This is a genomic window from Flavobacterium gilvum (assembly GCF_001761465.1).
GTDB lineage: Bacteria > Bacteroidota > Bacteroidia > Flavobacteriales > Flavobacteriaceae > Flavobacterium > Flavobacterium gilvum.
Window position 1 is genome coordinate 3,899,696 of sequence record NZ_CP017479.1, and the last position, 12,817, is coordinate 3,912,512.

General features: G+C 37.8%; 6 protein-coding genes. 3 read left to right on the top strand and 3 right to left on the bottom strand.

From position 1 onward, the window contains the following. Nucleotides 1–140: 140 nt before the first annotated feature. From EM308_RS15770 to EM308_RS15780, 3 genes are all read left to right on the top strand, one after another. A complete protein-coding gene (locus tag EM308_RS15770; RefSeq protein ID WP_231559996.1) occupies nt 141–1,511 on the top strand; it encodes a rhamnogalacturonan acetylesterase in 1,371 nt (456 codons plus the stop codon). A 19-nt stretch (nt 1,512–1,530) separates the two neighbouring features. Continuing rightward, nucleotides 1,531–4,383 (top strand): glycoside hydrolase family 2 protein, encoded by a 2,853-nt coding sequence (locus EM308_RS15775; RefSeq protein WP_051877712.1) that lies wholly within the window; start codon nt 1,531–1,533, stop codon nt 4,381–4,383. A 124-nt stretch (nt 4,384–4,507) separates the two neighbouring features. Then, nucleotides 4,508–6,016, top strand: a complete 1,509-nt coding sequence (locus EM308_RS15780) for a rhamnogalacturonan acetylesterase (RefSeq protein WP_035635842.1) — start codon at nt 4,508–4,510, stop codon at nt 6,014–6,016. Nucleotides 6,017–6,179: 163 nt separating this feature from the next. Here the strand turns inward: EM308_RS15780 and EM308_RS15785 are convergent, their stop codons facing one another. The 3 genes from EM308_RS15785 to EM308_RS15795 all read right to left on the bottom strand — a co-directional run bounded on the left by EM308_RS15785 (nt 6,180) and on the right by EM308_RS15795 (nt 12,530). Further along, complete coding sequence (locus tag EM308_RS15785; RefSeq protein ID WP_035635844.1) at nt 6,180–8,516, bottom strand: glycoside hydrolase family 2 TIM barrel-domain containing protein; 2,337 nt, start codon at nt 8,514–8,516, stop codon at nt 6,180–6,182. A 21-nt stretch (nt 8,517–8,537) separates the two neighbouring features. After that, nucleotides 8,538–9,911: a sulfatase-like hydrolase/transferase gene (locus tag EM308_RS15790; protein WP_035635846.1), complete on the bottom strand. Its 1,374-nt coding sequence runs from the start codon at nt 9,909–9,911 to the stop codon at nt 8,538–8,540. A 189-nt stretch (nt 9,912–10,100) separates the two neighbouring features. Beyond that, nucleotides 10,101–12,530 (bottom strand): glycosyl hydrolase 115 family protein, encoded by a 2,430-nt coding sequence (locus EM308_RS15795; protein ID WP_051877713.1) that lies wholly within the window; start codon nt 12,528–12,530, stop codon nt 10,101–10,103. Nucleotides 12,531–12,817: the final 287 nt, after the last annotated feature.

Sequence of the window (12,817 nt, forward strand, 5' to 3'; positions counted from 1 at the left end):
TCCCTGATTTAATTTTAAATCTGAATTTTTATTGCACTTTTTTTTCATTTTATATTATATTTTAACATCATAGTACAGGATAGTATATCAAAAAGGAACTGCTAGTTTTGAAAAACTAAACAACCTAAAAACTAAACAAATTGGCACAAATCAGAACATCATTACTGATCGCTTTTTTTTGTTTCCTTATGCCCTGTAAATTCTTTGCTAAGCATTGTGACAGCATTTTAGAAAAACAAAAAAGCTTTCTTCAAAAGAATAATAATCAGGACACGGCAAAATCGCAACTGTTTTATTTTGGCTCTGCCAAAAAATCGAATAAAGACACTGCAATCAGCACTTCTCTGGTTTACAACCCTAGCACCGGTTATGGATTTGATTTAAATTCTGCGTCAAACGTATCGTTTTCTACCAACTCTTTTCTTACTGAAAAACCTACCTATTTCTCGGTAAAAGTTCCTGAAGGAAATTATCAGGTTGAAGTAACTTTGGGCAGTGATAAAACCGCTTCAAACGTTACTATCAAAGCAGAATCAAGACGATTAATGCTCAAAGAACTTGCCCTCAAAAAAGGCGAAAAAATCACCAAAATATTTAATGTAAATATTCGATCCATCAGAATAGATGATGCAAACAGCATGAACATTAAAGACAGAGAAAAAGACGATTTGAACTGGGATGACAAATTGACTTTGGAGTTTTTGGGAAATGTTTCTGTACAAAGTATCAAAATCACTGCTGTAAATAATCTGACCGTTGTTTATCTCGCCGGAGATTCAACCGTTACTGATCAGGATATTGAACCCTGGGCGTCTTGGGGACAATTCATCACCAACTATTTTGACAAAAATGTATCAATTGCCAATTATGCCGTTTCCGGTTCGGCGTTGAGTTCCTTTAAAGGCTCCAACAGATTAAAAAAAATCATGTCTGTCATAAAACCCGGAGATTATTTGATGGTTGAGTTTGCTCACAATGACGAAAAAATAAAAGGCGAAGAGAACGGCCCTTGGAAATCCTATTCTGATTTACTTACCGAGTATATTCAGTTGGCCAAAGCAAAAGGAGCTTTTCCTATTTTAGTTACGCCCACGCAACGTCGCGCTTTCAATAGCGACGGAACCCTAAAACCAACACATGGCGATTTTCCCGATGCCATGCGTGCCGTTGCAAAAAAAATGAATGTGCCCCTTATTGACATTACTCAAATGACAACTACATTGTACGAAAAATGGGGTGATGAACCTTCAAGAAAAGCTTTTGTTCAATATCCTGCGAACACTTTTCCGGGTCAGGAAAAAACATTGGAAGACAATACTCACTTCAATAGTTTTGGTGCCAATGAAATTGCGCTTTGCGTGACCAAAGGAATCCGTGATCTGGACATTCCTCTGAAAAAGTTTCTAACCAATGAAACGTCTCTTTACAATCCGCAAAACCCAAATTACATTTCAAACTGGACACTGCCAATGAGTACCCGTTTTGAGATCGTCAAACCAGAGGGTAATTAATCCTTTTGAAAAACTAATTATGTTACATAAAAACACATTTCAAGCTTTTGTCATTACAGCAGTGACTTTCTTGTTTGCTTTAAGCAGTAATGCACAACAAACCGAAAAAGTATTCCTTTCCGGAAAAGATTTTGAACATCCTGTTCAATGGGATTTTTACTGCACCGAAGGCAACAACAGCAAAACCTGGACAAAAATCAACGTTCCTTCGCAATGGGAATTGGAAGGTTTTGGCGAATATACCTATGGAAGATGGTACAAAGAATTGAACCAAAAAGAACCAAGCAAAGAAGAAGGGCTTTATAAATATGAATTCGAAGTTCCTGCCAACTACAAAGGCAAAGAAATTTTGATAGCTTTTGGTGGAGCCATGACTGATACTGAAGTAAAAATAAACGGAAAATTGGCCGGAGAAATTCATCAGGGCGGTTTTTACGAATTCAAATACGACATAAGTTCTTTGATGAAATTTGGAACCAAAAACACGCTCGAGTTCCATGTTTGGAAACAATCAAGCAACAAGTCCGTTAATGCCGCAGAACGCAGAGCCGATTGGTGGCTGTTTGGCGGGATTTATCGTCCAGTTTGGCTAGAAGTTTCCCCAAAAACACAAATTCAGCATATTGCAGTAAATCCAAAAATGGACGGTTCAATCACAATCGATATGAACCTGAAAAACATTTCCAAAAATGCAGTTGTAGAGGCCGCTTTAAAAGGTATTAACGGCGAAAATTTTCAGACTTTTTCTTTTCCCATTAAAGCAAAAAGCACAAAAGAAACTATCGCCGCTCAATGGAAAGGCATTAAACCATGGAATCCAGAAACTCCCATTTTATACACTTTAGAATTGACTCTGAAACAAAATGGTGCTGTTGTGCATCAATTGGATAAAAAAATTGGTTTCAGAACTTTAGAATTCAAAAAGAAAGACGGAATTTATGTAAATGGGACCAAAATCGTAATGAAAGGAATCAATCGCCATTCCTTTTGGCCGGAAGGCGGACGAAGCACCAGCAAACGAATCAGTGTTCTGGACGGACAACTATTAAAGGATATGAACATGAATGCTGTGCGCGGACATTATCCTCCAGACGAACATTTTATGGAAGTTTGCGACTCTTTGGGATTTTTTGTTCTGAATGAATTGGCGGGTTGGCAAAATTCATACGACACCAAAACAGGTACAAAATTAGCCACCGAAATGATTACACGCGATGTAAACCATCCGTCTCTTATTATTTGGGACAATGGTAACGAAGGCGGCTGGAATTATGATGTGGATAAAGTTTTTGCCGAAAATGATCCTCAAAAAAGAATCGTTATCCATCCGTGGTCGGATTTTGACGGTTGGGACACGCATCACTACCCTACTTATTTAACGGGAATGCACCGCTTTAACAGTGGTGAAAATGTGTTTTTCCCAACAGAATTCATGCACGGAACTTATGACAACGGACACGGTGCGGCTCTCGAAGATTTCTGGACACGTTACAAACAAAGTCCTTTATTTGCAGGAGGATTTATGTGGGCGATGCTCGATGAAGCCGTATTTCGTTCTGATTGGAAAGGTGAGGCAAAATTTGATTCCAAAGGCTCTTTGGCAGCAGACGGAATTTTAGGTCCGCACCGAGAAAAAGAAGGCAGTTATTATACGGTAAAAGAGGTTTGGGCTCCTATTCAGTTTCTGCCAAAACAAGTAACTGAAACTTTTGACGGTTCCTTTTTAATCAGCAATGATTATCTTTTCAGTAATTTGAATTCCTGCACAATGGAATACAAAATCATGAAATCAGATGCTGATGTTCTTTATACAAATGGTATTTCAAAGGAAATAGCTTCTGGCAAAATAGATATTCCAAGTATTGAACCCGGCGAAACCCGCAAAATTAATTTCGCTGTTCCCGCAAATTTTGCCGAAGGTGATGTTTTGTCAATTACAGCTCATGATCATTTTGGTAAAGAAATTTATACTTGGACTTGGCCAATACACAAGGCAAAATTTTACGCCTCTAAATTTTTAGTTTCCAAAGTCACAAAAGTAAAAGCTACTGTGACTCGCAACGGAAATCAGGTTGTTTTGTCAGGAGACAATGTCACGGTAACTTTGGACAGCACGACCGGAGAAATTCTATCGGTTAAAAATGCATCAAATGTGATTCCGTTGACAAATGGCCCGCGTCCTATCGGGATGAAAGCCAAATTAAACGGAGTTCAGGTTTCGCAAGAGGGTGAAAATGCTGTTTGTACAGTAACGTATTCCGGCGGGTTAAACTCCATCAAATGGATTATGTGTCCGGACGGAAGGTTTAAAATGGAAGTGTTTTGCTTAAAAAATGCCGAAAACGCAGGTGGTTTTGACGGCGCTTATTTTGAAGATAAAATTAATTCATTCGGAATCACATTCAGTTTCCCCGAAAAAGAGGTTACGGGAATCAAATGGTTTGGAAGAGGACCTTATCATGTTTGGAAAAATAGAATCAAAGGAACGACTTATGGCGTTTGGGAAAAAAATTACAACACCACCATAACAGGCGAAAGTTTTGAGAATCTGGTTTACCCGGAATTTAAGGGTTATCACGCCAATTTATTGGGTGCCAATTTAAAAGCAGGCGCATCATCATTCAAAGTTTTCAGCGAATCAGATAATTTGTTTTTGCGATTATTCACTCCGGATTTGCCCAAAAATGGTTTCCCGGGAAGTAACCCGCAACCTGCTTTTCCGGAAGGAGATATCTCATTTATGTATGAAATTCCGGCAATGCGAGATTTCAAACCATTGGAACAACAAGGCCCAGAAAGTCAGCCAACCAATATCAGAATCAAAAAAGGAGACGATGGAATTTCAATGAATCTTTGGTTTGATTTTAGATAATTAACTAAAAAAAACAATCATTAATTAGCCACTAATTACACAAATTAGCACAAATTAATTAGTGCTAATTTGAGTAATTTGTGGCTAAAACTCTTTTGAAACTAATAAAAAAACAACTATCAATATGAAACTAACCAAACTATGTTCTACAATTTGCTTGGCAATACTATTTTTAAATTTTACCCAAAAGCAAAAAGATATCCCTACAGTTTATACCGTTGGTGATTCGACTGTAAAAAACGGTAGCGGAAAAGGAGATGGCGGACTTTGGGGCTGGGGCGATTTTATCGGACAGTTTTTGGATTCGGATAAAATAAAAGTAGAAAACCATGCTTTGGGCGGTACGAGTAGCCGTACTTTTCAAGACAAAGGATTATGGGAAGCAGTACATAAAAAACTAAAAAAAGGCGATTATGTGTTGATACAATTTGGACACAATGATGATGGGCCATTAAATGATACTGTCAGAGCCAGAGGAACCATCAAAGGTATTGGTAATGAAACCCAGGAAATTGACAATTTATTAACCAAAAAACACGAAACGGTACACAGTTACGGTTGGTACATCACAAAAGTGGTGCGAGAAGCCAAGGAAAAAGGTGCAATTCCAATCATTTGTTCCCCTATCCCAAGAAATGACTGGAAAGAAGGAAAAGTACCGAGAAACAATAAATCATACGGATTATGGGCCAAACAGATAGCTCAAAAAGAAAACGTAACCTTCATCGAACTAAACGACAATATGGCTACCGAAATGGAAAAGCTGGGTGAAGCAAAAGTTACCGGAACGTATTTCTACAAAAGAGATCATACGCATACATCTGCAAAAGGGGCTGTTCTTTCGGCTTCTGTTATTATCAATGAATTGAAAAAAAGTGATAATTCTTTGAAAAAATATGTTTTGGCCAATCCAAAAATCACTTTCCCTGTAAAGAAAAAACTGTTTTTGATTGGTGATTCGACAATGGCAAATAATGGTGGTAATCCAAACGCTGTGGGCTGGGGAGTCGAATTTCCTAAATATGTTGACACCACGCGAGTAGATGTCATCAATAAAGCCAGAGGAGGTAGAAGCAGTCGTACCTATGAATTTGAAGGTTTATGGAAAGAAGTTCGAGAGCAATTACAGCCTGGGAATTTTGTTATTATCCAGTTTGGACATAATGATCCCGGAGATATTGACAAAGGTAAATACAGAGGTTCTTTGAAAGGAAACGGTACTGAAACACTACAGGTAAACCGTGCCGACAGCATAGTTGAAACCGTACATTCTTTTGGTTTTTATATCGAAAAATATATAAAAGAAGCCAAAGAAAAAGGCGCAATTCCTATTGTAATGAGCCAAACCGTGCGTAACGAATGGCCAAATGGCAAACCGGAACTCAGAGACGACAGTTATAACAAATGGTCTAAAATTGCTGCAGAAAATCAAGATGCTGATTTTATCGACCTGAATGTTATTATTGCTCAAAAATATGAGACATTGGGTCAAGAAAAAGTAAAAACTTTTTTCCCTAAAGATCATACTCACACTGGTGCAGAAGGAGCTGATTTTAATGCTCTCACAGCAGCCGAAAGCATTAGAAACTTAAAAAAATGTCCGCTGAGGGATTATATCGAAATTCCTAAATAAAGAAATATTATTTATGTCAATCAAGGATTAAAATAAAATGGTATTATCCTTCTGATTAAACCTAACCGATTTTAAAAACCTGTTAGGTCATCTTTAAAAATAAAAAGAATGCCTCGGGAATAATCTCGAGGCATTTTTTTTAAATATAAAAAACTCAACTACTTTAATTCTTTTTCTCAGGAACAACCTCAACAGTTATTATTCCTGCGTCTAAACCTTCGGCGGTGGCTTTAATTTCGATTTTTCCAGTGTCTTTCGTTGCTCTGATGATAGCAATCGCTTTTCCACTGAATGCATGTTTTTCAGGTAAAATGTAATCTTCGTGACTGATAATACTTCCATTGTCAGTTCCAATAATTTTACCGGAGCCAGAAACTGTAAATTTTATTAGGTTGTCTGCATTGGCGCATCTTACCCCTTTATCGTCAACAATCGTAGCGGTGATAAAAGAAACGTCATCCCAATTATTAGAAAGAGTTGAATTACTTTTTTCAATTATAATTTTGGTAGGTTTTCCGGCAGAAGCAAATTCTTCCTGAGCAACCACTTTACCATTGTTTTTTCCAACTGCTTTTATTGTTCCTTTTTCAAAAGTTACATTCCATTCTCTTGGCGAATCATCGGCAGGTTTTTTTATTGTCCCTAATGATTTTTCGTTAAGGAAAAGCTCCACTTCATCACAATTGCTGTACACATTTACTTTTGCATTATCATACGTATCAAAATCACTTGGCGTCCAATCGGCAACCCAATTTCCTGCACCGGCGTTATCCGACTTTCTCACGATATGCACAACAGGTTCCGGGGACCACCAACTGTCTCTTTGCAGTGATTGTTGCTTCCAGTTCCCTGCTCTATCAAACAACCCTTGATTGTTGGTCGTTTCTGGCCAATCAGCTTCGCCCAAATAATCATAACCTGTCCACAAAAATTGTCCTGCCATATATGGTTTATCTCGCAAAGCAAGCCATTGACTAATAACATGGGTATTTTCAGTGCCTATCACTTTCCAGTTTGGATGCGCTTCATGTGCGGCGATTAGCTCATTTTCACGGTAATTTTGTCCCACTACATCCATTTGCTCTGCAAAACCACTTAGATACACTTTTGAATTTGCCGGTCTGAAAAGTGCCATCGTAACTGGTCTTGTGTTATCGTATTTCTTTACGACATCTTCTTGCATTTTATAAGCCTTGTAACCTTCTGGATAACTCAAATCATCGTGTATTTCATTTCCGATGCTATAAATCACGATTGAAGGATGATTACGGTCTCTTAAAATTAAGTCTCTTGTATCTTGTTCCCACCATTCTTTGAAATATAAATTATAGCCTTTTTCACCATTATGTTTGGCCGCAGTCCAGGTATCGAAAGTTTCGTCCATCACTAAAAACCCCATTTGATCGCATAAATCTAGAAACTCTGGAGCAACAGGATTGTGGGAAGTACGGATAGCATTTACGCCTACTTCTTTCAGTTTTTTGAAACGTTCTTTCCAAACGCCTAAAGGCACGGCCGCTCCAACAGCTCCACCGTCATGATGCAAACAAACGCCTTTTAGTTTTATATTTTTCCCATTAAGCCAAAAACCGGTTTCGGCAATGAACTCGGCTTTTTTAATTCCAAATGGTATCGTTTGATTATCAACAAGCGTTTTACTGGAATATAATTTGGCTACAGCCGAATATAAATTAGGATCTTCAACATTCCATAATTTTGGGTTTCCAATTTCAATATCCTGAGTAAATAAGCCTGTTCCTTTTGCTAAAATATTTTTTGTACTTTCAACCGTTTTTACGACCTTTCCTTTGTTATCCACAATGTCGATTTGCAGTTTGTAATCGCCTGCTTTTCCATTATTCTGAACTTCGATTTTAAGATTAACAACCGCCTTACTAGCAGACGCATTTGGAGTTGTAATGAAAGTTCCCCAATGCGTAAAATGAGTTGGACTAACCGAAACCAAACGAACATGGCGGTAAATCCCTGCGCCAGTATAATAACGAGACGCAGGCTGAATCGAATTATCGGCTCGCACTGCGATGACATTAGGCTTGTCAAAATTCAAATAAGGAGTCAGGTCGTAACTCATGCTGATATAACCGTAGGGTCGTTTACCCAAAGACTTTCCGTTTATCCACACTTCGCTGTTTGCCATGATTCCGTCAAATTCAACAGAACACATTTTACCGGCATCGGCCTTACTTATTTCAAACGTTTTGCGATACCATCCGATACCCGAAGGCAAATAACCACCTCCTCGTCCTGAAGGATTGGCTCTGTCATACGAACCTTCAATACTCCAATCGTGGGGAACGTCAAGCGTTCTCCATTGTTTATCATTAAATTCTGGTTTCTCGGCACCGGGAACATCGTCTTTTATAAATTGCCAGTCATTATCAAAATTAATTATTTTGCGTGCCTGGGAAAAAGCGTTTGTCGCCAATGCGAGTAAGAGAAACAACATGACGAATTGCAATTTGTGGTAAAAATATTTCATTCTTTTTTATGTTAAAATGGGTTATTTATTGACTTTTTCGGCATCCTTTTTAAATTGATTTTCGAGTGCAGTTTTCATTTGTGTTGAGATGGTTTCGTTTTGCGACCAAACATTATGCTTTTCTTCAGGGTCTTTTTCAATGTCATACAGTTCATAATCTGTTGAAACTTCTTTGGAATGGCGGGTTCTTACTATTTTCCATGGTTTATTGATTAAACATTCCTGTAAATGCCCTCTGATGTAAATTTCTTTATCGGAAATCGTTTTATTATCTGCAATGGTTGGCCAAACATTCTTTCCTTCAATACTTTTTGGTAAGTTGTTATCTCCCGCCAAAAACAGAATGCTCGGCAGCAGATCAATCACCGATATATAGTTTGAGTTTTTATAATTTTTCAGATGCTCTTTCCAATAAACCACACAGGGAACTCTGACTGCTCCCTCATAATTAGACGTTTTCCAGTCCCTAAGCGGTGTATTGTCTCCAAGAGTTGTATTTCCGGGAATCGTTCCGCTGTATTCGTTTCGGGAATCCCAATTCTCCATCGCTCCATTATCGCTCATAAAAATAACCACCGTGTTTTTGTCAAGTTTTTGCTGTTTCAGATTTTCGAGCAAAATTCCGATGCTATTATCCAAATGACTCATAGCGGCCGCATAGTCACGCCGCGAAGGGTCTTTTATCGAATTTATATAAGGAGCTTTCCATTTTTGTTCTTCCTGCAAAGGAAAATGCGGGGCACTGTAGGCTACCTCCAAAAAGAAATTTTTCTTTTTATCTCTTTTTTCCGAAAGCCATTTGATGGCCTCGTTGGTGATTAAGTCGGTGGCGTGGCCTTTCTCTTCTATAAATTCTCCGTTACGATACCAACTCTTATCTCCATTTTTGTACAGATGCGTATATTGATCTATTTGTCCATGCAAAAAACCATAGGAATAATCAAATCCATACGCTTTTGGACCATTACTGAGCTGTAATCCCAAATGCCACTTCCCAACAAGTGCTGTTTCATAATTGTTTTGTTTTAACAATTTAGGCAAAGTCGGAATAGAATCCGGCAATTTTGTTTGGTCTTTATCGCTTATCGGAGCCACAATTCCCAATCGACTTGAAGGCCTTCCTGTTAACAGGCTTGCTCTAGTAGGAGAACAAGTTGGATTGGCATAAAATCGGTTAAGTTCTACTCCATTTTTGGCTAAATTATCAATATTGGGCGTTTTTATTTCCGAACCATGATACCCGACATCATTCCATCCCAAATCATCGGCAATAATCAAAATGACATTGGGTTTTTCTGTTGCTCTATTTTGAATTTTTTGTCCAAAAGAAACCGAAAAACAGAACAACAATATAAGTACCGTTTGGATTTTGTTCCCGATAAGACTTATTTTCATTTAATTTTTTTTATCGAATTTCACTTAACACCCACTTTACCGCAAATAGCGCAATGATTTCATATCACTTTACCTATTTTTTCGCAAGGTTCGCAAAGCTTTGCGAACCTTGCGTTATTATCAAAAAAATCCTTGCGCTCTTTGTTGTTAAATAGCCTCACAAATATTTGAACACTTTGCAAATTCTACCTATAAACTACTTTTCACTACAATATAATCGAGTACAATTCCTGTTTGATTGACGTCAATTTTGATTATGTGTTTTCCATTGGTTTTGATCGAAACCGGCACTTTTACAATGGCACTATTTCTCAGAACATTTTCTTTCCAGGTTTTGTCCCTGTCTTTTGTATTAATCAGGAAAGATTTCACTTCGTTTTGGTCTATTTGTATTCCAATTTCGTGATCAAATTTGTTGGCATGAGTCGGAATCAAATGAACTTCTATTTCGTAATCGCCAGTTTCGTTTGCTACAAATTCATAGGTAACCGAAGGCTTTTCCGTTTTAAAATAAGTCTGCTTAAAAGGAAACAAGGTAACGGCATTATTACTGTAACCAAATCCTTTTATGTCTTGCCATTTATAGTTTTTGGAGCTTTTGTTAGCAACAAATTTATTAGCCTGTATTGTAATAATTAATTTGGAACCTGTTTTTACAATAGGTTCTTGCGAAACAGCATTCGCTTTTATTGAATCAAAAACAGGAAGATTTCTTGGATGCATCGACATCATCTGATTCCATTTTCCTTTGCTCATTTCATTGTTGTAATAAGTAGTAAGTTCTTTGATTTTTTCAAAAGCTTTCGCCGATAAATTCCAATAATTTTCTTTTTGTTTTAAATCGCTTGTCGTTGCCCACAGATTCCAATACAAAAATTTATGGTTCATATAACCAGCGCCTTTGATTGGGTAAACTACCAATTGAAACCACGCATCTTTACGCTCTTCGGGGACAAGTGAAGACAAAGCATCAACTTTACTCATTAAATTATCGTAGGCCTTTATTCTTTGCAAAGATTCTTCTTGGGTAAAATCAGAAAGTTTAATTGGCGTTGTAGGCTCAGTTTGACTCCATCCCATGTATTCCGGCTTTCGGATAAATGCCAATCGGTAATACTCTTCAAATACAGTACTCAAATCTTGGGCAATATTTGGAGAAAATTCTCTGCCAATCCAGTTTTTCATGTATCCATCAAGACCATCCGATTTTATGCTGTTAACATCCCAAGCCAAATCCAGGAAAAGTTCCATATCATACTCTCCCGGTTTAATATCTCCCACATTTACAATCCACATCTTTTTGGCTCCGTTTTCATAGGCTTTGGTCATTTCAAACCACAATAAACCCGGTTGAACAGTGCTTAACCAAAGGTAATCGTGTGGTCTTCCCCAATAGCTTAAATGATAATAAACACCACTTCCACCGCTGCGTTTTTGCTCTTCTTCATCGCTCAAACGACGGATATAACCGTAATTGTCATCCGGCCAGACAAGGGTTACGTCATCCGGGACTTTGAGTCCGTTGTCATACAATTCCAGAACTTCTTTGTAGGGAACAAATGCCTGTGGAATATCTTTTAAGGGTTTTGCAAATGTTTTGGATAACATTTCGCGCTGAACTCCAATTATTTTATCCACCATTTCCTTAGACTCTTTTACATCTTTGGCACCTTCCATTTTGCTGTCGTGAACACCTCGCATTCCGAGCGTCATAATGGTTTGGTTGTTGGCCGACTTCAATTCATCCAATCGGTCTTGCCAATATTTATTGACTTGCGTGCTGTTGGTAAAATAATTATAGTCGCCGTAGATTTTGGGTTTCCACTCGTCCACGTTATTTCTTAACATCGGTTCGGCGTGGGAAGAACCGATAACGATATGGTATTTTTGTGCCATTTCCTTGTTACCGCCAATAGTAAAAAAACCCTTGGTGCAAGGATGCATCGCCGGCCAGATGGTATTGGCTTTCAGACGTAATAACAACTGAAATATTTTTTCGTAGGTTTTGGGGCCAATGTTACCTACTTCGGGTTCAAAAGTTTTTGCTGCCCAAGGCTCCAATCCCCAATCTTCATCGTTCAAAAAGATGCCTCGGTATTGCACCGATGGTGAGGAAACTATTCCGCTTTGAGGAAGTTTTAATGAAAGTTTTTCTTTTTTGATGGGATTAACATCTGCCCACCATTTCCAAGGGGAAACGCCCAAACGTTCCGCTATTTCGAAAATAGCATAGACCGTTCCGCGGACATCGCTTCCTTGTATCAAGAGATTGTCTTTTTCTTTTTTGATGCTGAATTTTTCCCATTGTCCCGAGAGTTCTTTTGTGGTTGTTTTTGATGAAAACAAAGCACTTCCAACTTCGCCGATGTAAATCCCTTTTTGGGAAAATGATTTTGTTGTTTTGATTTCAGGTTGCTTGCCTGTAATGTCTCTAATGTCATTGGCCAATTCATTGACAGCCCAAACAATTAGTGGATCGGAATTATCAGCGATAAAAATAGTCGTAGCCTGATTCGAATCGGCGATTTGATAATCTGTTGTATTCTTATTTTGTCCAAATGAAATTTGGATAAAAAAAATGGCTATAACCAAGAAAAAGGCAACTGAATTTTTATTCATTTTTAGTTGTTTTTAATAAGCTCCTTCGATTCTTTAAATCAAAAAAAACTTGAAAATTTCATCCTTTTATTGCCTCGTAGAGGCTTGCTGTTTGTAGCTTTTAAGATTTATATAAAAAGCTCCGCAAGTTTTGAACCCATTTTACAGGTCGCTCCTATGGAGCTAAATTTTAATCAACTATTTTTCTACAAACAGTTGACCTCTACGAGGTCTCTGTATATTTTAATCTAAGTTGGATTATTAAAATTTTCACCATTTTTGGGATGACTGCAAAAAAGCAAAATCTT

Coding starts and splice junctions, on each gene's coding strand:
- EM308_RS15795 (WP_051877713.1), bottom strand. CDS start 12,530: ATGAATAAAAATTCAGTTGCCTTTTTCTTGGTTATAGCCATTTTTTTT.
- EM308_RS15785 (WP_035635844.1), bottom strand. CDS start 8,516: ATGAAATATTTTTACCACAAATTGCAATTCGTCATGTTGTTTCTCTTA.
- EM308_RS15775 (WP_051877712.1), top strand. CDS start 1,531: ATGTTACATAAAAACACATTTCAAGCTTTTGTCATTACAGCAGTGACT.
- EM308_RS15780 (WP_035635842.1), top strand. CDS start 4,508: ATGAAACTAACCAAACTATGTTCTACAATTTGCTTGGCAATACTATTT.
- EM308_RS15790 (WP_035635846.1), bottom strand. CDS start 9,911: ATGAAAATAAGTCTTATCGGGAACAAAATCCAAACGGTACTTATATTG.